General features: G+C 60.5%; 15 protein-coding genes. 3 read left to right on the top strand and 12 right to left on the bottom strand.

Features of this window, described 5'->3' with window-relative positions:
- Nucleotides 1-309: 309 nt before the first annotated feature.
- Together LG367_RS00655 and LG367_RS00660 are read left to right on the top strand one after the other, a co-directional pair.
- Nucleotides 310-5,025 carry an RHS repeat-associated core domain-containing protein gene (locus LG367_RS00655; RefSeq protein ID WP_226467285.1) on the top strand — a complete coding sequence of 1,572 codons (4,716 nt, stop codon included), beginning with the start codon at nt 310-312 and terminating at the stop codon, nt 5,023-5,025.
- Nucleotides 5,018-5,281 (top strand): DUF7660 family protein, encoded by a 264-nt coding sequence (locus LG367_RS00660; RefSeq protein ID WP_226467286.1) that lies wholly within the window; start codon nt 5,018-5,020, stop codon nt 5,279-5,281. Before LG367_RS00655 ends, LG367_RS00660 begins: the two co-directional genes overlap by 8 nt.
- A gap of 236 nt (nt 5,282-5,517) precedes the next feature.
- Here the strand turns inward: LG367_RS00660 and LG367_RS00665 are convergent, their stop codons facing one another.
- Entirely contained in the window at nt 5,518-6,663 is a 1,146-nt protein-coding gene (locus LG367_RS00665) for an acyltransferase family protein (protein WP_226467287.1), read from the bottom strand.
- 899 nt (nt 6,664-7,562) lie between these two features.
- On the opposite strand from LG367_RS00665, the gene LG367_RS00670 reads away from it, so the two are divergent.
- Nucleotides 7,563-8,573, top strand: a complete 1,011-nt coding sequence (locus tag LG367_RS00670; protein ID WP_226467288.1) for a hypothetical protein — start codon at nt 7,563-7,565, stop codon at nt 8,571-8,573.
- A gap of 146 nt (nt 8,574-8,719) precedes the next feature.
- On the opposite strand, the gene LG367_RS00675 is transcribed toward LG367_RS00670, so the two are convergent.
- The 11 genes from LG367_RS00675 to LG367_RS00725 all read right to left on the bottom strand — a co-directional run bounded on the left by LG367_RS00675 (nt 8,720) and on the right by LG367_RS00725 (nt 23,323).
- Nucleotides 8,720-11,737 carry a TonB-dependent receptor domain-containing protein gene (locus LG367_RS00675; protein WP_226467289.1) on the bottom strand — a complete coding sequence of 1,006 codons (3,018 nt, stop codon included), beginning with the start codon at nt 11,735-11,737 and terminating at the stop codon, nt 8,720-8,722.
- A 175-nt stretch (nt 11,738-11,912) separates the two neighbouring features.
- A complete protein-coding gene (locus LG367_RS00680; RefSeq protein ID WP_226467290.1) occupies nt 11,913-13,430 on the bottom strand; it encodes a discoidin domain-containing protein in 1,518 nt (505 codons plus the stop codon).
- Between the two features lie 421 nt (nt 13,431-13,851).
- Nucleotides 13,852-14,781: a hydroxypyruvate isomerase family protein gene (locus tag LG367_RS00685; RefSeq protein WP_226467291.1), complete on the bottom strand. Its 930-nt coding sequence runs from the start codon at nt 14,779-14,781 to the stop codon at nt 13,852-13,854.
- Nucleotides 14,782-14,846: 65 nt separating this feature from the next.
- Entirely contained in the window at nt 14,847-15,809 is a 963-nt protein-coding gene (locus tag LG367_RS00690) for a sugar phosphate isomerase/epimerase family protein (protein ID WP_226467292.1), read from the bottom strand.
- Nucleotides 15,806-16,996, bottom strand: a complete 1,191-nt coding sequence (locus LG367_RS00695; RefSeq protein ID WP_226467293.1) for a Gfo/Idh/MocA family protein — start codon at nt 16,994-16,996, stop codon at nt 15,806-15,808. The genes LG367_RS00690 and LG367_RS00695 overlap by 4 nt, the downstream gene beginning before the upstream one ends.
- Nucleotides 16,993-18,237, bottom strand: a complete 1,245-nt coding sequence (locus LG367_RS00700) for a nucleoside permease (protein WP_226467294.1) — start codon at nt 18,235-18,237, stop codon at nt 16,993-16,995. Before LG367_RS00700 ends, LG367_RS00695 begins: the two co-directional genes overlap by 4 nt.
- Before the next feature lie 70 nt (nt 18,238-18,307).
- A complete protein-coding gene (locus LG367_RS00705; protein ID WP_226467295.1) occupies nt 18,308-19,033 on the bottom strand; it encodes a 3-keto-disaccharide hydrolase in 726 nt (241 codons plus the stop codon).
- Nucleotides 19,030-20,157 carry an FAD:protein FMN transferase gene (locus LG367_RS00710; protein ID WP_226467296.1) on the bottom strand — a complete coding sequence of 376 codons (1,128 nt, stop codon included), beginning with the start codon at nt 20,155-20,157 and terminating at the stop codon, nt 19,030-19,032. Before LG367_RS00710 ends, LG367_RS00705 begins: the two co-directional genes overlap by 4 nt.
- Nucleotides 20,154-20,960 (bottom strand): ThuA domain-containing protein, encoded by an 807-nt coding sequence (locus LG367_RS00715; RefSeq protein WP_226467297.1) that lies wholly within the window; start codon nt 20,958-20,960, stop codon nt 20,154-20,156. Before LG367_RS00715 ends, LG367_RS00710 begins: the two co-directional genes overlap by 4 nt.
- Before the next feature lie 8 nt (nt 20,961-20,968).
- Complete coding sequence (locus LG367_RS00720) at nt 20,969-22,288, bottom strand: Gfo/Idh/MocA family protein (protein ID WP_226467298.1); 1,320 nt, start codon at nt 22,286-22,288, stop codon at nt 20,969-20,971.
- A 78-nt stretch (nt 22,289-22,366) separates the two neighbouring features.
- Complete coding sequence (locus LG367_RS00725; RefSeq protein ID WP_226467299.1) at nt 22,367-23,323, bottom strand: formylglycine-generating enzyme family protein; 957 nt, start codon at nt 23,321-23,323, stop codon at nt 22,367-22,369.
- Nucleotides 23,324-23,730 lie beyond the last annotated feature (407 nt).

A 23,730-nucleotide genomic window follows, 5' to 3' on the forward strand; every position in this document is an offset into this window, starting at 1 on the left:
ACGATGACAGTCGGTTTCCCGACTGGAGGAAATCATCGATCCGGACATCCTCTCGGCATAATATCCAGGTGGCTACTCGGGGCGTCTGTAGTCGCAGGCCATGCGATGCACTTTCGATACTCTGCCGTGCTCCGAAAATTCGCTTGAAAAAAGGCAGCGGCACCTTCACCAGGCCGCAAAAATTTCATGCCATATTCCGACCAGAATTGGCTTAAGACTTAAGCAGTTCGATCAGGGGGTAAAACGATGGATGTTACGAGAAGCTGGGCATACAGCAAGGCTCCAAGAGCCGCATTGCCCGCAGTGGTGATGGTGTTGTTTCTCTGTAGCATGCTGTTGCCAGCAACTTCGGTGTTCGCCCAGGAAAGCGGGCGCACATGGACGGTTAACGGACTCGAGGGGACGTTCAATACCCAGGAGGATGCCGAGAAGGCGATCCGTGCGGTTAGCGATCCCTACCAATATGTTCGTTATATTCGCGATCGGACGATTAAGGAAGGACGCATCGAGCTCACCTATTGGATGGGCTGGGATAAGTCGGAACTGCAGCCTTGGCGGTATCGCACGGTGGGATCCCCGACTTCCGATGAAGAGATGATCAATAACTTCATCGCGTATTTCGATCAGAAAAGTATCGAAGATGGATGCGCCACGGGTGCTTATCTTGAGTCGAGAACGAACTGGCGCACGGCCAACACTTGGTCGGATGGTCTCGTCAAAGAGGAGGCGGCCGACTTGGTATTTCGTTATCGAGGCGATAATGACGTTACGGGTGCGCAATGCGTTCTCATAAGATGGCCAGAATTTGTGATGCGGGATCGCGACCGATGTGCGAATACCTACATGGGTTGGAACTCAGCGACCAATACCTGTTCGAACGACACCTACACAGCAGTGGTCGCATCTACGCCCTTGGCATGTGACGCCTGCACACTAGTCGGCAACCCGGCGGATTTCTCAACTGGCGATAAATTCCAAACAGAACCCGACTTTGATCTGGGCTGGGTTTCGTTCGTGCGTTATTACCACTCGGCCACGTCCAACGACGGTAATGGCGGTTTTGGCTACGGCTGGACGCACAATCACAACATCCGTCTGGCAATTGAGCCGGGCAGTAGTACGCCGGAGATTGGGCTAATCCGGGCAAACGGCTCGCATCAGCCATTCCGTCGGTTCAGCGGTTACTACGAAGCTGCCGACGGAAGCGGAGATCGTATCGCCGCCAACGGTAGTGATTGGAAACTCTACCAAACTGACAGAGTCCTCACCTTCACCTCGGATGGTCAGTTGTCCAAGCAGGACTTTGAGGATGGCACGGCGCTCACCTATGTCTATGACGGCATCGGCAGACTGAGCACGATCACCCATTCCACGGGTCGAGCGCTAGTCTTCAATTATGCCAACGGCATGGGCGGCGCCCCGATTGCTTCGATCACCTTCGCCGGCCTTCCTTCGACGACCTATACCTATAACGTCAACGGCCAGGTCGAGACGGTGACCTATTTTGGTGGCGACAAGCGGACCTATCACTATGAAGATTCGCGCTTCCCGAAAAACCTCACGGGCGTCACGGATGAAAACAATCAACGCTTCAGCACCTTCACTTATGACGTCAAGGGCCGACTAACCTCGAGCAAGCACGCAGGCAACGTGGAGAGCACCACGCTGGCGTATACGGCACAGGGCGGAGCAACCGTTACCGGCTCGTTGGGCTACCAAACAACCTATGGTCTGACCGCAGATAGCGGCGACGGCAAACCGCGTCAGGCCGGGAATGCAGTCGATAGTCAGGGCACGGTCGGCCTGACGTATTACGCTGCAGCAGCGGACTTCCGTCGTCGCCCCGATACCGTCACTGATCGTAAGGGTGTTCAAACCAAATACACCTACAGCGAGGGCACGCTGGACGGGCAGGCCGTCAGTGTCACGACCGTCGAGGAAGCGAAAGACAAGCCCGAGGCCCGGACAACTGTCGTGTATCGCAATCTTGCCAATAACCGCTTGGTAATGAGCAAGGTCGGCAACCGAGAGACCAAGATCACACGTAACGCCAGGCTGCAGCCGTTGACGGTCACCGTCAAGGACACTGCGACCAACGAGGTGCGGACCGCCACCAATGCCTACTGCGAGCAGGCCGATATCACTGCGGGCACCTGCCCCCTTATCGGACAGCTGATCAAGGCAGATGGCCCGCGGACAGACGTCAGCGACATCACTACCTACACCTACTATCCCAGTGACGATGCCAGTTGCGGAAGTGATCCGGTCAACTGCCCCCATCGCAAGGGCGATCTGTGGAAAGTGACCAATGCATTGGGCCACGTCTCTGAAATCGTGAAATACGGGGCTTCGCGTACGGTTCTGACCGTGAAAGATCCCAATGGAGTGGTCACCGACTTCGAATATACCGTCCGCGGCGGCAAGGCTTTGATCTCCGCTCGCAAGCTGCGCGGCACTGACAACACGACCGAGGCCGACGATCAAATCACCCGCATCGAGTACTTTCCGACTGGACAGGTGAAAAAGATCACCGATCCGACCGGAGCCTATAGCAGTTTCACCTACGACGCCGCCCAGCGGCTCACGGACATCGTCGACGACAATAACCACAAGATCCACTTCACGCTCGACAATGCCGGAAATCGCGTCAAGGAAGAGACCTTCGCGGCTGGCAACACAACAGCCAAGCGGACGCTGTCCAGAATCTACAATGCCCTCGGTCAGCTGGAAACCCAGGCGGACGCCGACAACAACCCGACTGACCTCACCTACGACAAGAACGGCAACCTGGAGACGGTGACCGACGCCTTGAACCATTTGACCAGTCAAAGCCATGACGCGCTGGACCGACTGGTGGGCACGCAAGAAGACAAGAACGGATTGAATGTCGCGACGGGATACAAGTACGACGCCCTCGACAACCTCACCACGGTGACCGATCCGCGGCAGAAGGCGACCACGTATACCTACAACGCCTTCGGCGAGATCACGAAGGAGGTCAGCCCGGATCGTGGAACTACAGCATACACTTACGACAGCGCCGGCAATCTCAAGACCAAACTCGACGCGCGCGGCGACAGCGTCAAGGCGACGTACGAGTACGACGCTTTGAATCGCGTCACCAAGATCACGGCGGGCAGTGAGGTGCAGACCTTCATCTACGACACCTGCACCTTCGGCAAGGGCCGGCTGTGTGAGACGCGAGCGACCGATGCGAATACGCAGTTCGCCTATGCCAGGGATGGTCAGATCGCGACACGTCGCGAAATCATGACCGTGGGCGGCGTGCAGTCGAACTATCCGACCACCTACGCCTATGACGCTGCGGGCCGACTGACGACCATTCAGTATGTCAATGGGGTCAAGGTCGGCTATGGCTACACCCGTGACAAGCCAAACTCCATGGAGGTGACGATCGGCACGGTGAAAACCACGATCATCAGCGGTGCCACCTACGAGCCTTTCGGGCCGGCCAACGGCTGGACCTATGGCAATGGCCTCAAGCGCCTCATCGGCTACAACCAGGACGGCCAGCCTTATGCGATCAGCACGAGCAATACCAGCCCGTTGCAGAGCTTGACCTACGCCTTCGATGACAACAACCGCATCCACAAGATCACTAACGACCCCTACAGCACCAACACGCAGGAATATGACTACGACGGTCTCTCGCGTGCGCGGCAGTTCATCCTTCCTGTCGATGGCACATGGACCTATTCCTACGACAGCACGGGCAACCGGACCAAGCTGGAGGTCGTCAAGAATAGTCAGACCACCCGGACGGACACCTATACCGTCGACGGCGACAACAACCGGCTGAACACCATTGGCGGCGGGCAGACAGCGTCCTTCGGCTACGACGATGCCGGCAACACGACCAGTGCCTATGGCTTGACCCTGGCCTACAACGGATTCAACCGCTTGAAGACTGTGAGCAGGAGCGGGGCGGTTGTGGGCGAATACCGCTACAACGTCTTCAGTGAGCGCGTAGGCAAAACCGCCGGGGCATTGCTCACTCGCTATGTCTATGGCGAAGACAGCAGGCTAATTGCCGAACACCTGGACAACGGCGATGTGTGGACGAACTATCTGTGGTTTGGCGGCGAGTTGGTGGGTCTGGTGCGCGGCGGCCAGATTTATTACATCCACAATGATCACCTGGGACGGCCGGAACTCGCGACCGATGCCTCAAAGGCGGTGAAGTGGCGCGGGAACAACTATCCGTTCAATCGGACGGTGGGATTGGATGCCATCGGCGGCCTCAATGTGGGATTCCCGGGCCAGTACTACGATGCGGAGAGCGGATTCTTTTACAACATCAACAGGTACTATGACGAGAATACGGGCAAGTATCTGCAGGTTGACCCGATTGGATTGGCAGGGGGGATCAATCCGTTTGCTTATGTTGGCGGGAATCCGGTCAGCTTCGTCGATCCGCTTGGACTAGAGGCGCCATTCTCTGGCAACAACGGTGGATACAAGCAGTCATGGGAGACCCCAACCGCAGGAGCAGGATATGCCGTTAGTGCGATGGGGATCGTTGGAGCGGTAGCTTCCGGGTGGGGAGTCGGCTGGGCAACTTGGTTTCATCCAGCGACACCGGGTGTTTCCACTGCAGTCGGGGAATTTTTAGGGAGTGCCGCTGGTGTAAATGGACAGGCAGCTGTTGGCTTAGGGGCAGCAGGGTTTAGTCTGGCTTCAATGGCTAGCAAGGGAATGATCAACCCTGCCCTAGTTCGCTTCAGTCAAGACAGTGTTAGAGCAGCGTTTACAGCAGGCAATACAATTAAATCGTTAGCTCAAGGACTAGCCAACGGTGCGATAAAAGCTTGCGATGTCCCAGCCATCAGACTCGTTATAAAGGAGGGTAAATTGTTTACATTAGATAATCGGAGGCTTGAAGCATTCCGTCGCGCAGGGATTGAGGTACCCTATAGGATGGCCACCCCCGAAGAAGCAATCAAAGAGGCTTGGAAATTTACAACAAAGAACGAGGGCGTTTCAGTTAGAGTGAGAGGTGAATAAAGTGAATTTTGAAGAAAGCATTAAACACATTGAGTCTCGCGATGACTTTGTAGGTTTTGTAAGAGCTTTGAAAAATGATTTACTTCTAGACCCAGAAAGTTGGGAAAATCCAACTCTCGAAGAGTTTTTAGAGGCTCTTTCTTCTTGGACAGAGGACATGGACGGCTATTACAAAAACAATAATTTGCCTATGCCGACTGACATACCCTGGAGCAGGTTCGCAGAAATTTTGCTTGCTTCGAAATACTACGAATAGAGACTTCTATTACTAACCTCTTATCGGACTTGCCATGTATTCTCCAAGAATAATTGGGTTTGAGGTTAAGTCTATAGTTTTAGAGTAGCTGCTACAGCAACTGCAGTAAACGACAGCAGAGCTGCCTTTCAAATACGGCTCTAGTCAAGCCCATGCCATTTCGGTAGACGAGGCGTGTCTTAGAGCCGCGCTTCTTGGCGAGACTGGGTACTTGCAAGAAGGTTTTGACACTACCCTCATGCGCTATTCTCAGATTTTCGTAAGTGCTCACTCGATTTTGTATCTGAGAAATAAGGGCGCCGACGCCGAAGGAAAGGGGCTTCAACAAGGCGGTAGCTAAGATAACCGATTGGATACATTGCCAAGAAACAGACTACTGCCCAGAGGCAAGCTAGGTAGAAGCGTCCTGACAGCTGCATGATGTGCCCATCGACGAAAGACGCCATCTTGAACACCAAGAAAAAGTGCAGCAGATAAATTGAGTACGAGTAAGCGCCTATGCGTGCGGCAACTCCGGAAACACCTTCAGCCTTTGGTTGAAAGGTCGCATCGTAATATGCGATCAGAATGGAGTAGGCAATTCCTTCAAACGTGAAGAGATAGATCCAGGCCGCCTGCACCCAAGGTTTTGAATAGCCGTAGTAGCTTCCTGAAAAACCACCATCCTGATCGAACTTCCAGTAGAGCAACATGATCGCCAGCGCCACGCCTACGGCGAGCCAATGACGTCCGCGCAACCAATTGCGCCCGTAGCAAGCCAGCATGCCTAGCAAGAAGTGGTCGATGTGGCCGATCAAGGTCAAGTACGCTGTTGCTTGAACCTTGCCAGTTTTCCAGAAGATAAAAGCTCGCAAGGCAATCGCCGCCGCCGTCAGCACAAGCAACCACCATGGCGACCGTCGCGCCAGCACAAGCAGCAGCGGCAACAGGATGTAGAAGTGCATTTCCACGGTGATGGACCAGCCACCGTTAGGCAGCGTCGGCAAGAGCCAGCCCCATTTCACCATCTGCAGATAGATCGCGAAATTGTCGTTAGCCAGATAGTGATAGGCGCCGATGCCTACAACCACCAAGAGCAGCAATGGCAATAGACGCAGCGCCCTGTTCCAAAGGAACAACGAATAAGAAATCCGCCTCCCCTCCAGCAAACGCGCAAACAGGTAGCCGCTCAATGTCATGAACAGGGCAACGCCCGTATGACCTTCGTCCAAGATGGCTAACGGGAATACATTCGGGGTGTAGTCGAGCCGAATCGGTGTTCCGGGGACGGGCGTGGGTCCAAACCCTTGTCCATGCAGGAAGTGCCCGCAGAAGACAATAAATGCAGCCAAAGCCCGCACATGATCCAAGGCGACGAAGTGTTCGCCAGACGACGACCTCATTTGCTCCGCATCCCTTAGCTCCCCTACCGCGCCAGATTCCTAGTAGTTGATGCTAACGCCCAACCATAGGCACACGGTCACATTCTCTCTGCTCTGATTACGAACGGCAAATATGCTTGCTTCGTTGAATGCTTTGGAGCACTTCTCTCGCCGAACCTTGAAAAAATCTCTTCGAAGATCGTGCCTAGGTCTTCAAGCTGGGAATCCTCACCAACTTCACCGCCGACCCAACAGACTTGGTGTAACGGTTACTTTCGATATCGATGCATTGCGTGCACCGGCCAGGCATGAGATTGCCGAGCACAACTTGAGGTTGATTGGATTTCTGGGAAAGCGCAGCCTCAGGCTGCGATGCGTTGCGGTTGTCGACATCATTGGCTCTTTGCGATGACGGGCATCCGTGAATGCTTCATTCGCAATTAACGCCATGAAGGACAACCGAGATATTCCGGTTGTGGTTGATCTGCAGGCACCCGGTTGCAGCTCACGCGGGAGCCCAATGCCATCCTGCGGATCCCGCAGCATCACGTTTCTTTGAGCAGCATCCGAACATCTGCAATCACTGCATATCCCATCCCTATCTAGGCTGCAGCAAGCAGGAGAACGACATGGCCGGCCGAGACAACGGGTGGAGACCTCTCGCGAGCGCTAGCACGTAATCACCGTTACGTAGTGTGAATTTAGATCGATACATTTGACGGTTGTAAAGATAAATCTTGATGTACGTCACAGATGTGAGAAGTGACTGTTTTGAATATTGACGATCATCACGGAATCATCTTCGAAATAAGATGAACCATTTAGTCGCCGACTGGCCGGAATAAGTAGAAAAAACCCGGGAAAAAAACCGGCAGATCGCACCCCCCGCACCATTGTTAAAACCATGACTGGGGAATCTAATGAAACGGCTCATCGTCGTAACGGCTTTGCTTTGCCTAATGTCAGGCCCCGCCCAGGTAGCAGCGGCGGGAAAGAAAATCTCAGCTGAGGACATGCAGCGCGCCAAATACGCCGCGACCATCTCCAAGAAATGGGGTCCGCAGATCCAGAAGAAGTTCGGCATGTCTTCCGGCGAATGGACCGAGCAGATGATGGGGACCTTCGCAGGTGCCGATCTCACGAATCTGAAACGCGCATCCGAAGCCTCAAGCTTCGATGCGATGTCCGGTGCTCTGTTCGGTGGCAGTTCGGCCAAGAACATGGCGCTGAGGCGGCCCACCATGATCGGTGACACCGAGAACGATCTGGTGTTCACCCCGCTGCCGCCATGCCGCATCGTCGATACGCGTGTCACCGGTGGTCCCATCGGCGCGAATCAGTCTCGTAACTTCATCGGCTGGACGTCCACGGACTATCTCACCCAGGGCGGTTCGGTGACCAATTGCGGCATCCCGGAGAATGCTTCCGCGCTGTCCGCCAACGTGGTCGCGGTCGATACCGTGCAGAAGGCGGGCTTTCTGACAGCATGGCCCTCGAATGTGTCGCGGCCGTTTGCGGCCACGATCAACTTCGTCGGTTCCGATATCGGTAACGAGGTCGTCCTCAAGCTGTGCCGTCCGGGCTGTCAGACCCAGTTCTCCGTGTACAGCACTTCGCAGACACAAGTCGTCGTCGACGTGTATGGCTACTACATGGAACCGGTCGCCACACCAGTCGACTGTACTGTCGTGGGTCAAGCAGCACCATTGTTGAGCGGGATACTCACCGATGTGTCTGCTGCCTGCCCAGCGGGTTATGCCGCCACGGGTGGAGGCTGCACGGGCCCGGTCGGATTGCAGATCGGTGGTTCCTTCCCCGCCGTCACCAGTGGCAAGCCGACGGGATGGACCTGCAGAATGGCCACACTGATAATCGGTGGTCTGCTCGGCGCGCGCACGGACGCAACGTGCTGCCGGATTCCCGGACGCTAATAACTTACGTTAAGAACAGAATACCTTGCTACGCACACGGGGTCTTTGTCTTCGACCCCGTGTTTTTTCATCCGCCCAAGGAAACGCTGTGCATCCGAGCTCGCCGCAACAATTACAGACTCGTCGCGGCGCCGCTTCTTCGCGTTTCACTTCATCCGATAGACGAACTCCAGAGCGACTTCCCGACCGATGGCATAGTCGGTCGCGCCAAACTCGTAGTCTCCCTTGTATCGATCGTTGCGTCCGGCGTTATTGAACAGGTCGTTGACGTAGAGGCCCACCGACACATCTTCGTCGATGAGATACCGTGCCGACAGATTGAACAGCCACGGCCGCTTGATGCGATCCCAATAACGTTCGGCGGTCTTCCCGTAGTTGACGCTGGTCGAATCCGTGCTGACACAGGTGTCGTTATCGATTGCCGTGCCGCGCTCGCCGTTTTCGAACGGCACGCATCCACCCCAGTTGGAGCCACGGTAATCGGAACGCTTGGAAGCGAATAGCGTGGCGTTGAAGTCCCCGAGTGCCCAGCCGACGCTCGCCGTGGTCTTGGTGTGGTAACCGTCGGTATGCGCGCCGACTTCGCCATCGCTCCACTCGGAGGCCTCGAACTGCTTTGTCGACAGCTTCAGCACGTTGGTGTAATTCAGGCCGAAGGAGAAGTTTCCGTAACGACCGGCCTCCAGGCGGTAGCGGGTGGAAAAATCGATGCCGCTGGTACGGCGGCCGCTACGATTGATCGGCCCTTCGCGGATCTCGGAAATCGCCCCGTTCGGACCGTTGCGATCGATGCGGCTGTTGACGAAGTCGCAGAAGTCCGGAGCCGGAGGCCGTCCCGTGGCGGGATCGGTATAGGGTGAGCCATCGTCCTTGGTGCCGAGGGCGCAGCCGAGTTCTCCTGCGAGGAGATCGTCTTTGCTGATTTCCTCGATCACATTCCTCAGCTCGATGTTCCAGTAGTCGATACTCGTCGACAGATTCTGGATCGGATCCCAGACGAATCCGAACGTCCAGGATTCGCCTTCCTCGTAATCAAGCGACGGAGACCCCGCGCGCGTGGTGGTGCCGCGATAGTAGGTGCCGACCGCCGGATCATCACTGCCGGAAGCGCAATTGTTGTACTTGCCCTGCTGACCACAGCGCAGTTTGTCGACAATGAGGCTGTAGGATTCGCCGCCCTTGGCGTAGACGTAGTGCATGTCGGGCGCGCGGAAGCTGGTGGCATAGGAACCACGCACCAGCAGGTTAGTGAACGGCCGCCATTCCACACCCGTCATCCAGGTCGCCTTTGCGCTGTCGCTGGTCTGGCTGTAGCTGTCGTAGCGGCCGGCCAGATTGAGAGTCGCCGATCCGAGTCCTGGCGTCTTGCTGTCCCAGACCGGCACGCGGAATTCGGTGCCCACCGCCCAGCGGTTGCGCGAGCCGCCGCCCAGATCGAAACCATAGTAGGGACTACCGAATTCGGTGACGTAGAGATTCTCGACTCCTCGCTGTTCTCTCGCTGCAGCCTGCTCCGGCGTCGGCACCGTCCTGGGATCGGGGCGCAAGGAATAACTCTGTCGCGCCCACTCGCCCACGGCGGCGAAACTGATTGGCCCCGCCCAGCCTTCGAACAGATCGCCGGAGAACACGACCTGGAACTGATCGACCTTGGAGCGCGCTTCGTCTTTGCCATGAGTCGAGATCGATTCCCACTCCTGGCGGGTGATGGGCGTGAAGAAACGATTGATGTCGACGGCATGGATCGGCGTGCCCACCGGCACACCGGCGTAGCTGGCATCGGTCACGCCCAGCTGCGGACCGAGGAAGAACGTATTGACCAGCGCCGGCACCGCCGCCGGATAGCTCTTCTTGACCACGTACTCGGCGTGATCCACCGAAGCTTCCCAATCGAAGCGATCGAAGAGGCGGCCTTTCAAGCCGAACGCATAGTCGTAGGAGCGCTCGTTGCTGTAGGTCAGCGCGTCGCCGATCTCCGTTCGCGTCAGGAAGCGCTTGCCTTCGACATAACTGCCGAGCCCGGCGTCGTACCACTTCACTGGCGGCACATAGCCCATGCCGAAGTCGCCGACGCTGCTGGTGCCCTCGCTGTCGAAAGCCATGAAGCTGGCCCAGCCCTGCAGGCGATCACTGAAATCGTAGGTGCCGTACAAGTAGAGCGAGGTGCTCTCCTCGCCATCGCGGATTGTCCAGTTGTGCGGGAATTTTCCGTTCGCGCAGTACTGCCCCAGCGAAGGGCCGAGCGTATGCGTGGCGCCGTCGTACTTCCTGTAATCCCAACGCTCCGCGACGCCGCCGTAACCAGGCGACTCGCATGTACCAGGCGGCGGTGTAATGCGCAGATCGCTGCCATCCAGGCGGCTGATGCGCGCGGTGTCGTAATAGTTGTTGAAGCGATTGCCCCGGGCACGCTCTTCCTCGCTCCAGGCGCCCCATGCGGCATCGTTCTCGGAATCGAGGAAGTCGCGCTCGCCCGCGAACAGCGGATCGCGCTTCAGATATTGCAGTGCATACGTGAGGCTCCACTTGTCGCCGGCCCGTCCGCCTGCCCAGGACGTATCGATCAGCCTGCGGCCGCCTTCGGTCGCGCCGCCGCCCTTGATGCGGAACTCGTCTCCCACGTATCCCTGCTTGAGCACGACGTTGATGACGCCGGCTATCGCATCCGAACCGTAGATCGCCGATGCGCCCGACGCCAACACCTCGATCCGGTCGACCGCGGCGCTCGGGATGTTGGTGAAATTCTGGAAGTTGCTCCTGCCCTGGTAAGGCAGCGGATAGTCCGCGGCGCGATGGCCGTTGATCAGCAGCAGGCTGCGGCCTGGCCCCATGTTGCGCAGGTTCAACGGACTGGCGTTGCTGGTGTGCGACCCCCACCCCGCATCGCTTTCCACACCGCCGGTGGCTTCCGTCAGCGTCGACAGCACATCGTAGACGGTGACGAAGCCTTCCTTTTTGATGTCCTCCGAAGTGATGACGGTGACGGGCGTGGGCCCTTCCACCTGGGCGCGCGCGATGCGCGAGCCGGTGACGACGACCTTGTCGAGTTCGGCGGGTTCGCTTTTCGCACCGCTCGCGGCGTCCTGGGCGTGAACTTGCGTTGAAGTCAGCAGTGCAAGACTCAGTGCACTGCAAAGCGCGCTTCGAATCGGAATGTGGCGCACGGTTTTTTCTCCCCGTTCAAATGTCTTGAAAGTTACGGCACGAGTTGGCATCAAGCTGACGAATTGCCCATTCCGTCTCCATCGTCATCACTTCCCCCCTGTGTCGGAGATGACGTGGCTTTGCGTGGAAGCGCCGACCGGGTCGATGCCCGGCCGGCGCCCTTGATCACCTTTCTTAGTGCTCCAGAACACTGACGCTGGTGCGGTAGACCGAATCGCTGGTCCACGGCGATGGATTGCCGACACCGAGCGAGAACTGCAGCGTCTTGCCGGTGATGTCACCCAGATCGAAATAACGCATCGGCACCAGCGCACCCGGACACCAGCTGCGCGGGTTGGTCGTGTTGTTGTTGCGGAAAATGCCCGGATTGCCGCGCGGGCTGTATTGCTCATAGCTGGCACAGTCGATCTTGGTGCTGAAGGTAGCGATCTGCGTGCCGTTGAACTTCACGGCGATGTTGGTATTGGTGTACTCCTGGCCGCCCGAGGACGCACCGTAACCGGCGATGCTCACCGCTAGCGTGGCGATACCCAGGTTCGCGGTGTGGGAGGCTGTGCCAGTGGTGATGTTGTCGTCGGTCTCGTCCGAGCGAGACAGGAAGCTGATCACATCCGGATCGCCGCCAGCGGTGAGTGACTTGGTGGACACCAGGGCCAGCGAATACTTGAAACCGACTTCCGCGATAGCCGGATCCGTCACCTTGGGAACGTGCGTTTCGCAAGCATCGCCACCGTACTGCGGATTGGAGCCACCACTGATACCGACCCAGATGTCGCGACTGGGATTGGCCAGCGCGGCGGCATAGGGATCCATCGGCGCGTCCGGGTAGACGCGCGTGGCCTTGGCACCTTGATACATGTCGCTAAAAGGCGAGATGAAGTCGGTGAAGGTCACACGCGGCGTATCGACGGTCGGCACCTCGCCCTTCGGCACGCTGATGAAAAAGGCCGAAGCGAAACGATCGTAGGGATCGCACTGCGCGTGATAGGTGATGCGCAGCGCGACGTCGTCGCCGATCTTGGCCTTTTCCTCGTCGCTGAGCCTGCGCGCGTATTCGGTGCCGCGCTTCCACATCAGCATGCCGGCCGGCGGCGTGTAGGTGGTCGGTTCGGCGCTGCGGTAGATACCGAACTGCGGCACCTGGTCGAGCACCAGCACGACTTTTTCAGCCGCGGGCGCCGTGTCGTGCACTTCGAGTTCGTAGATGCGCGCGGCGGTGTCGCTGGTCTGGGTCGGCGTGGTGATGTTGAGCTTGACGTAGCGCGCACTGATCGCGGTGATGGTGTGCGTGGTGACGTTGGCGGTGTTGTTGCTGACGGTGACCGCGGTGGTCCAGGACGAACCGTTGCTCGATGTCTGGATGTTGAAGTTCTTCGTGTTGAACGAAGTGGATTCACCGCCGGCACCGGCGTGCTTGACCACGAAGCTGGTGATCGACTGGCTGGAACCCAGATCGATCTGCAACCATTTACTGGACGCGGTGGAGCAGAACTTGTCGCTGTTGCCGCCGCTGACGCTGCCGTTGACCGCCTTGGCCGGGCTTTCGTTGGAATTGCAGGCGGTCGAACCGGTAGCGGTTTTATTCAAGGCGAGATTGGTCGCGGATGCCGCGCCGGCCAGACCGAAACAGAGCAGCAGGCCCGTGGCGGATGCCGTCCAGCGCGCTCGCGCTAAATGCGTTCTCGTTTGCATGGTGGTTCCTAATGGATAGTCAGTGAGCGGGTTCAGTCATGGGATACGTCCAGCGGACCGCGGCATTGACTGAGTTGCCGCGCCCGAACGGGCTCCACTCCACAAACGAACAAATGGTCCAAAGGTCCAGCCAATCAAGATGCAACAACATGCTCTTCCGCTGCCTTCCGCCACTGCTATCGGCGACGAAGTTGAGGCCGCAGCCGAACCTGGATTTGTAACGATCTAATTCTCGTACCTTCCAACCCTTTCAACGAAGTTGCGTCACGGGCCGCAAATCCGCATGTGTTGAATAACACAGCGACCGGCGTGGCGCATTCCGTATTGCACAATTCTTTCCTGCTCAATACAAACCATTGTTTCCAATGAACTTTCTCATGGCAAAGTGCCGCCGCCTGGCGCCCGGCATGGCACGGCCCGCTCAGAAATCATCGGCCTCCCGGTAGGCCTCGATCACCCGGCGCTCGCCTTCCACGCCGGAGGCGGCGTTGCCGTGCTCCATGCCGAACACGAAATCGCGGCCTTCCTTCTGCATACGCCCATGGATGTGGCGAAAGATGTTGCGGTAGTTGATCTCGCCGGTGCCGGGCTCCTTGCGGCCCGGCACGTCGCCGATCTGGAAGTAGGCGATCTCGTCCCAGGCCAGATCGATGTGATGGATCAGATTCCCTTCGTTCCGCTGCAGGTGATAGATGTCGTAGAGAATCTTGCAGGCCGGGCTGTCGACCGCGCGCGCGATCGCGTAGGCCTGCGCGGACGTGCGCAGGAACAACTCCGGCCGATCGCTGAGCGGCTCCATCACCATCGTCAGCCCATGCGGTTCCAGCACTTCGGCGCCGGCACGGATCGCATCGATGACGTGGCCGGTCTGGATGTCGAGCGGCAGTGTGGCGTCGAAGAACCCCGGCACCACGGTCATCCATTTGGCGTTGACGCGCCGCGCCGTCGTCACGGCATCGCGGCAGGTCTTGACGAAGGCCTCGCGGAACTCCTTCTTGCCGGTGGCGTAGGACACCTTCCAGTTGTCGCCGGCATCGATCACGAACACGCCCATGGTCATGTCCGCGCGTGCCAGCGTCTCGCCGATGCGCTCCTGCAACGCAGCCGGACGCTCCATCAGTTCGTTGTCCTCGTACGCGCGGAAACCGGCGTCGGCCATGAATTTGATTTGCGCGATCGGATCCTGGCCCGCCGACGCCTCGAACATGCCCAGATGCGGCGCGTATTTCAGCTTGAAGTTCGAACCGGACGCGGCGCGCGTTGCCGGTTCCGCGCCAAGCACAGCGCCGGAAGACAGCGTCGCGATGGCCGCGGCGGAAGCGGTCGACTTGAGGAAAGCACGTCGTTGCATGGCGAATCCTGTGTGAAAAATGTACCGCGATGAAGGGATGGAAGATTTCGTGATGGGATCTGCGCTCAGGTCCACCACGGCTCATCAGGCGGATCCCGCAGCAAGGCTTGCTTGAGCGTCTCGATGGCGCTCTGGAATCCTTGATCGGACGACATCAATGCGTCCTCGTGCTCCAGGCTCACGACGTAGTCGTAGCCCACCACGCGCAAGGCTTGCATGATCTGCTTCCAGGTCAGCAGATCGTGGCCGTGGCCGACCGAACGGAAACTCCAGGCGCGCCGCGCGATGTCGCGATAGGACTTGGCATCGATCACGCCGTTGACGGCGATGTTGGCGCGATCCAGGGCCACGTCCTTGGCATGGAAATGGAAGATCGCGGGGCCAAGCGCGCGGATCGCCTGCGGCACGTCGACACCGCGCCACAGCAGATGGCTGGGATCGAGATTGACGCCGAGATGATCACCGGCTTCGGCACGCAGGCGCAGCGCCGTTTCGGGATTGTGGACGAGGAAGTTCGGATGCGGTTCCAGCGCGACGCGCACACCGTGCTCGCGCGCGAAGCCGGTTGCCTCGCGCCAGTACGGGAACGCCTTCTCGTTCCACTGCCATTCCAGCGTGCGCAGCATTTCCGGCGGCCAGGGCGAGGTGATCCAGTTGGGCACACGCGAGGTGTCGCTGTCGCCCGGGCAGCCGGAGAAGGTGATCACGACCGGAACCTGCAAGCGTTCGGCCAAGCTGACAGTGCGGCGGAAGGTCGCATCGTCGCGCTGCGCGACGTCGCGATCCGGATGCAAGGGATTGCCGTGGCAGGACAGCGCGCTGATGATCAGGCCATGATCCTCGACACGCACGCGGAATTCACGCACGCGCTCCGACGAGGCAAGCAGGCCGTCGACATCGACGTGATCGGCGCCGGGAAATGCGCCGGTGCCGAATTCGATCGCATCCAGGCCGGCCGCCTGCACGCGTTTTAGCACGTCGTCCAGACTCAGCTTGGCGAACAATGGGGTGAAGACGCCGAGTTTCATGTCGCGTTCCTCCGGGATTGCACTTGCGTCGCGACCGGCGTCCACACGCCGCCGCCGGCCGCGCTGGCGAGCATGGCGTCGATCGTGCATTGCACGCGCAATGCATCCTCGAACGTGGCCACGGTCGGTGGCAGGGTATCGCCGTCCTCGGGCCAGCGCGCGATCGCGGCGTAGAGATCACGCATCAGATTGCAGAACGCATCGCTCCAGGCTTCCTGATGGCCGCCAGGCAGACGCGCGTAAGGTTGTGCTTGTGGCGACAACAGGGCGGGATCTTTCTGCAGCAGTTCGTTGGCGCGATCGCTGTGACCGATCCAGAGTTCGTTCTGCGCTTCCTGACGCCACTTCATCGAACTGGCGGAGCCGCAGACTTCCAACACCAGATCATTCTTATGTCCGGCACAGACCTGGCCGGTCAGCAACATGCCGCGGGCACCGTTATCGAAGCGCAGCAGCACGGTGGCGAGATCTTCCAGCGTCATGTCGACCCACTCACTCGCGTCCAATTCATTCCCGGACACGAAGGTGCCCGTGGACTGCGTGGGTTTGCGTCGACGCGGCACCACCGTGACGGGATCGGCAAGCACGTGCGTGATGCTCAGGCCGGTCACGTGTTCGGCCAGATCGCACCAGTGCGAGCCGATGTCGGCAAGCGCCAGGGATGCGCCGTTTTGTTCCGGCTCTAGCCGCCAGGACCAGTCGCTGTCGTGCAACAGCCAGTCCTGCAGATATTGTCCGTGTACCAGATGCGGTATGCCGATCGCGCCTTCGGTGATGGCGATGCGTGCCTGCTGCACGAGCGGATTGCCGCGATAGTTGAACGTCACCGCGTGGAAAACGCCGGCGGCGCGTGCCGCATCGAGCAGTTCCCTGGATTGCTCGGCCGTGTCGGTAAGCGGCTTGTCGCAGATCACATGCTTGCCGTTCGCGACCGCCGCCATGGCGATCGCATGATGCAGGCGGTTGGGCGCGGCGATATGCACCACGTCGATGTGTGGATCCTCGACCAATGCGCGCCAATCGCCGTAAGCACGCGGAATGGCAAGCTCGCGCGCGCGCGTTTGCGCACGCGCGAGATCGCTGCCGGCCAACGCCGCCACTTCGACATGACCCAGGCGTCGGAACGCATCGACATGCCACGGGCCGATGAAGCCCGCGCCCACCAGACCGGCGCGCAAGCCACTCACGGCGTGGAGGCTCCCGTTTCGCTCTCGGGCAACCGCTTCGGTGCGCGATCGCGGAAAAACAGGGCGAACAACAGGAACACCGCGGCCGCGCCGATCGCCGGTACCAGCCAGATCTGCGACCAGTCATGCGTGACCGGATCGCCACCGGCGCGATACGCGTCGACAACTCTTCCTGACAACCAGGAGCCGATCAGCATGCCGACACCCCAAGTCACCAACGTCAGGAATCCTTGCGCGGAAGCGCGCAGATGCGCCGGCGCTTCGCGATCCACGTAGATCTGGCCGCTGACGAAGAAGAAGTCGTAGCAGACACCGTGCAGCAGGATGCCCAGATACAGCATCCACATCAGTTCGCCACTGTCACCCATCGCGAACAGTAGATAGCGCGCCGCCCACGCGGCCATGCCGATCAGCAGCATCGCCTTGATGCCGAGGCGCCGGAAGAACAGTGGCATCGCCAGCATGAAGGCGATCTCGGACATCTGCCCGAAGGTCATCTTGCCGGCCGCATTGGGCACACCGATCTCGTTGAGGAAACCGTTGGTGAAGGCGTAGTAGAACTGCAGCGGGATGCAGACCAGCAGCGAGCCGATCATGAAGATCGCGAACGAGCGGTCGCGCATCAATTGCAGCGCGTCCAAGCCAAGGAAATCACGCAAACTCGGTTTCTGCGCGCCTTCGGCCCGCGGCAGCGGCGGCGTATGCGGCAACGCCAGCGAGAACAGACCCAGCACCACCAGCGCGATCGCCGAGACGTGGAACTGCGTAGCCACAGCCTCAGCATGCAGCACATAGCCGACCAGCCAGCCTGCGGCGATCCAGCCGATCGTGCCGAGCACGCGCACGCCAGGAAACTGCTGCTGCGGCTTGTCCATGTGGCAGAACGCGACCGCGTTGCTCAAGGCGATCGTCGGCATGAAGCACAGCATGTGTACCAGCAGTGCCACGTAGAACGGGACGAACGCGGTCTGGAGCGAGGCGTAGTACAGCGTGGCCGCACTGAGCAAGAACAGCACCGCCAGCGCGCGCTGGCTGGCGAACCAGCGATCCACCACGAGGCCAACGAACAAGGGCGAAACGATCGCGGCGATCGACGCCGTGCCGTAGGCCAGGCCTGTCTGCTCGCCGGAAAAGCGCAGAGTCTGCAGCAGATACGTCCCCATCGTGACCGTCCACGCGCCCCAGGCGAAATACTGCAGGAACATCATGATCGACAGGCGGAGGCGGATCGATGGGGTCATGGAGATGCCGTGGCGATGAAAGGATGTGTGCGTCGTGCGTGCGATGGAATCCTTCGATGTCTCTTCCGATTTACAGCTCGCGGATGCGGATGTTGCGGTAACTCACTTCGTCGCCGTGATCCTGCAGGCCGATCACGCCGCTGCGCAGCATGGCGAAGGACGGCCAGTCCTTGAACTTGCTTGCCGCCACGCGCGCCTTCCAGTCCGGCGATCCGATCTCGCAGTCGACCACTTTCTCGCCGTTGAGCCAGTGCTCGATGTGGTCGCCGCGCACGACGATCCGGGTCTCGTTCCATTCTCCGATCGGGCGTGTTGCGATCTTGTCAGGCGCGTACAGGCCGTAGAGGGCCGAGGCCCAGCGGTCGCGGCCGTTCTTGCCGTCGGGATGGCGGTCGTTGTCGAGCACCTGGTATTCGATCGCGGTGCGGTAGATCTCCGGTTCGGATTCGTCACCGCGATAGAAGATGCCGCTGTTGCCGCCTGGCGTGATCTTCCAGTCGATGCGCAATTCGAAATCACCGTAGCTGCGATCGCTGACCAGATCACCTCCGGCACCAGTCCGCACGATCGCGCCGTCGATGACCTGCCACCCCTGAATCGGCTGTCCCGGCTTGCGATAGCCATGCCAGCCGCGCAGCGTGCGTCCGTCGAACAGCGAAACGAAACCCTCGCGTCGTTCGGCGCGGCTCAATCCGTCCTTCGGCGCGGGTGGCGCCGCGCTCGCGGAAGCTGCGAAGGACAGCAAAGTGCCCAGAACGATGCGCGACGAAAGATTGAACAAAGGAAAACGAATCATGGCACCCTCGATGATCTTGTCGAAGCGGACCGGCTCGAAATAGACCAGCCGTCCGCGACAGCGGTCACATGCGAGCGCGCTTGCCGCTCGCCGTCGTACACCAGTGGCGCGCGCTGCGGCCAACCGTCCGATGTGCGCACGTCCGTAGCGGCGCCCTCCGGCCTCTGCCGTTCCATGCGCATGGCCGCACCCGGCACGGATTCGACCAGACGCGTGCCCGCCTCCGGTCCGAGCAATGCAGCCGCGGTATCCAGGCCATCGGCGTCGATGCCACGGCGCGCGATCACGGTGGTGGCGCTACGTCCCTGCATCGGCCAGCCGCTGCGCGGATCGATCAGATGCGAGTAGCGCCGTCCGTCGACCTCGAACCATTGCTCGGCATCGCCGGCGGTGGAGATCGCGGCATGACGCAGCATCAGCGTCTGCTTGCGTACTTCGCGCGCGGGCGCCAGCGGGGCGATGCCCACCCGCCATCCGGGTTCGCCCGGCGGCGCGTCGGATACCGCGATGTCTCCGCCGAGGCCGACCAGCGCCTGCGTCACGCCTTGCGCCGCGATCGCTGACAACGCTTCGTCGGCCGCGTAACCCTTGGCGATGCCGCCGACGTCGAGACCGATGCCCGGGCGATCGATGCGAGCGGTGCGCGCGCGCGCATCCAGATGCAGGAAGCGATAGCCACCGTTCGCGCGCGCCTGCTCGACGCGTTCGCTTCGCGGCAATTCACTGAGCTTGCGCGCGCTGCGCCACAGGCGGGTGAGCGCGCCTTGGGTGACGTCGAAGGCACCGTCCGAGCGCTCGGCCACGGTTTGCGATGCCTGCAGTACACGGAACAGATCCTCGCCGACCGCCACTTCGCCTTGGCCGGCCCGTGCGGCCAGGCGCATCAGCTCGCTGTCCTCGCGGTAGTCACTCAGTTCGCGATCGAGCATGGCGATGCGATCGAAGCCCGCCTGCATGGCGCGTTCGGCGACGGCGGCATCAGCGGCATACACCACGATCAGCACGCGGGTGCCCATGTGTGCTTCGTGTCGTTCGTAACGCGTCAGCGATGGGCCGGCGAGCGCTGCCGGGATCATCGACGCCAGGGCGCCGAAGATCGACAGCGCGGCCAGCGCGCGCCTCACTCGCCCATCACCCACTGCAATCCGCCGATCAGGAAGCGCTGGAAGCGCGGATCGCGCCAGACCTCGGGTCGATGGCCGAGCGCGGAGTAGAACACGCGCCCCTTGCCCTGCGTGCGAGTCCAGGCCACGGCGAAATCGCCGTCCTTGCGATGGACCTTGGGATTGGTCAAGTCGACCGAACGCGTGTCGATGCTGAGCAGCACATGCACATCGGCGCGCGACCAGTCCTTGAACTGGTAGATCTCGTCTGTGATCACGAAACTCCTGCCGAGATGGCGCGTGGCCGGATTCGCGCGATCCTCCACCTTCACCGTCACTTCCTGATGCCAGGGGTGCTCGTCGAAGTAGCCGCCGAGCATACGGCCGTATGCCGGCCACTGATAGAACGTATCACTGGCGCTGTGGATCCCGACGAATCCCTTGCCGCCTTCAACAAAGGCCAGCAGATCGCGCTTCTGACGTTCGTCGATCGGCAATTCGCCGGTGGTGTAGAACACGACCGCATCGAAGCGCGCCAGATGCGCGGCATCGAGCACGGCCGGATCGTGGCTGACGGTGACACGGAAGCGACCGGACTCCTCGCCGAGCTTGACCAGGATCTGTTCGGACTCCGGCACCACTTCGTGCTTGTAGCCGGCCGAATAGGTGAAATACAGCACCGAGGGCACGGCCTTGCCCTTGCGATCGCGTTGCGCCGCATCCACCGGAAGCACGCCGAAGACGAAGAACAGCAGCGCGACGAATGGCAGTATCGAACTTCGCCAGTGCGACTTGCTGTTCGATAAGGATGCGCGATCGATCATCGGTGCCCTCACGCCGGCTTCGGTTCGGTTTTGCCCGGCATGGCGACAGCCGGCACGGCGATCGTGCCGCTCAGGGCGAACGGACCCGGTGCGAGCGACTCCTGCGAATTCAACGCCTCCTCCCAAGTGACGCGGCCACCGCTGTAGCCGGCCATGCGCCCCATGATCGCGGACAGCGTGGCTTCCGCCACCTGCCTGAGTTCGTTGAGCGGCTTGCCGCCGCGGATCGCCTGGACCAGATCGATGTGTTCCTGATAGTAGGGACTGGTGTCGTTCTCGGTCACGCGCGGATCGCGCTTCCAGGCGTTGGCGCCGGTGATGATGTGCTGATCGACCTGCGAGTTGCCGCGCGTGCCGACCAGCGCTTCGGAGATGTTGTTGGCGCAACCGTCGATCTGCCGGCACATGCTGATCATGTGCGCGCCGTTCGCATATTCGTAGTCGGTGGCGAAATGGTCGTACACGTTGCCGTACACCGTGTCGGTGCGAACCTGCCGTCCGGCCAGGCTCACCGCGCTGGCCGGATGCGCGTTCATCGCCCAGTTGATCACGTCGATGTTGTGGATGTGTTGTTCGACGATGATATCGCCGGACAGCCAGTTGAAATACGGCCAATTGCGCAACATCCACTCGCCGTCGCTCCAGGCCGGCTGCCGGTCGATATGCCACAGGCTGCCCTGGTTCCAGTAGGCGCGCGCCGCAACAATCTCGCCGATGGCGCCGTCGTGGATGCGCTTGATGGTGTCGAGATAACCGGCCTGATGCCGGCGCTGCGTGCCGGCGGCGATCTTCAGACCTTTTTGATCGGCGATGTCGTGCAGCGCCAGCACCTGGCGCACGCCGGGCGAATCGACGGCGATGGGCTTCTCGGTGAAGATGTGCTTGCCCGCCTCGACGGCGGCACGCAGATGCTCGGGACGAAACGCGGGCGGGCTGGCCAGGATCACATAGTTGATGTCCTCGGCCAGCACGTGCTGGTAGGCGTCGAGCCCGACGAAGCGGCGCTTCTTCGGCACGCCGAGCGACTTGCCGATCTTCGACTCGACCAGCGCGATGCTCTTGTCGATCCGCTCCTCGAACGCATCGCCGATGGCGACCACGCGCACGCCGGGCGCCGCGGCATGCAGGATGTTGCGCAATGCGCCGGTGCCGCGATCACCGGCGCCGATCAGGCCGACGCGGATTTCATCGCTGCCGCGCGCGTAGGCCGTACCGAAGGTGGAGGAAGCCAGGCCGATCGCCGCGGCCGTGCCAGCGCCGCGCTTGAGGAATTCACGGCGCAGCGGATCGAAGGGGGACGTTGCGGCGCGGCGGAATTCATCAGTCATGTCTGGCTTCCTCCATAAGGAATCGTTGGGTTTTGTCGATGCAATGCGCGACCGGGATCGACTCACTCGCCGCGCGTGTCATTCATTCGGGCTGGCGCGCGTCACCTTCGACTTGAAATCTTTCAGCGCCGGCGTGTCATCGTCGACGCGCACGATGCGGAAACCGACGAAGGTCGCATCGGTGTGCCACCAGATGCTTTGCGGTTCCTGCGGATCGCGCCGGCTCCAGGCCGGTTTGGATGCGCGGCGGGCGGCGCTGCGCAGGTGTTCGGCATCGTCCTCGAAGGAACCGCCGCGCACCACGTGCGGATAGCGCGCCGCGTCCGGCATCGCCACCGGATTTCTGGCCGCCTTGCCCTTCAGCGCGGCATAGCGCTTGGGGTCGTAGCGATCCAGCGTCCACTCGGCGACGTTGCCGTGCATGTCATAGAGGCCGAAGGCATTGGGCTGCTTGCTGCCCACCGCATGCGGCACGCTGTTGGCGTTGTCGGCGTACCACGCGCTGTTCGCCAGCGATGCCGCCTGTGCGCCGGAGGACCACGGCGTTTCGGTGCCGGCGCGCGCTGCGTATTCCCATTCGGCCTCGGTGGGCAGGCGATAGTGATGGCCGGTCTTGGCCGAGAGCCAGCGGCAATATTCGGCCGCCGCATGCCAGGTCATGCCGATCGCGGGCTGGCGTCCCTTGCCGAACCCCCATGACTCATCCGCGTAGGGAGGCGTCGGGCCGGTCACCGCGTCGGTGGGCGCGTCGGCGCCCTTGCTCAGCTTCGGCGCTTGCTTGCGGAACTGGTCGTACTCGTCCCAGGTGACTTCGTATTTGCCGATCCAGAACGCGCCGACGCTGACCTCCGCCTGCGGGCCTTCGTCTCCACCACGCCCGCTCTCCGATGCCGGGCTGCCCATGCGGAAACGGCCGGCGGGGATCGGCACCATGTCGAAACGCACCTGCGAGCCCGGAACCGTTTCGGTGTAGGGCTTGAGTTCGGCGGGAGACGGCTCCTTCGCGCAGGCCCATGTGCTCAGCAGTCCGAGCATCGGAACGCAGATCGCGATGCGGAGGAGGCGAGAGCCCGTCGCCGCGGCTGTCGAAAGCGCCATTCGCCGAGCGCTGCCAGCCCCCACGGGGGACGGGGACGGCGCGCGGACGCGGGCAAGATGGCATGGCGGTCGACAGCGTGCGATCACTCGATCCCCTTCGAAAGCAGGCCGGACCAATGGTCCAACCTTTTCGCGCATGCACGCCCCGCTTCTCTTGGGTCGCCACGGCATGGAAACGAAACCGCGATCCCTCCAGGCCCGCAGCGGACAGACCATAACGGCAAAATTCGGCCTTAATTGTGATTTAAATCACAATTTACATCGATCTAATCGCTGAGACTGCGGTGCCAGGGCGCAACCTGTGAAGGACAGCACCGAAGCGTTTCAGCCGGTCACGGTGATCG

The sequence above is a fragment of the Luteimonas panaciterrae genome (genome assembly GCF_020511115.1).
In the GTDB taxonomy this organism is placed as follows: Bacteria; Pseudomonadota; Gammaproteobacteria; order Xanthomonadales; family Xanthomonadaceae; genus Luteimonas; species Luteimonas panaciterrae.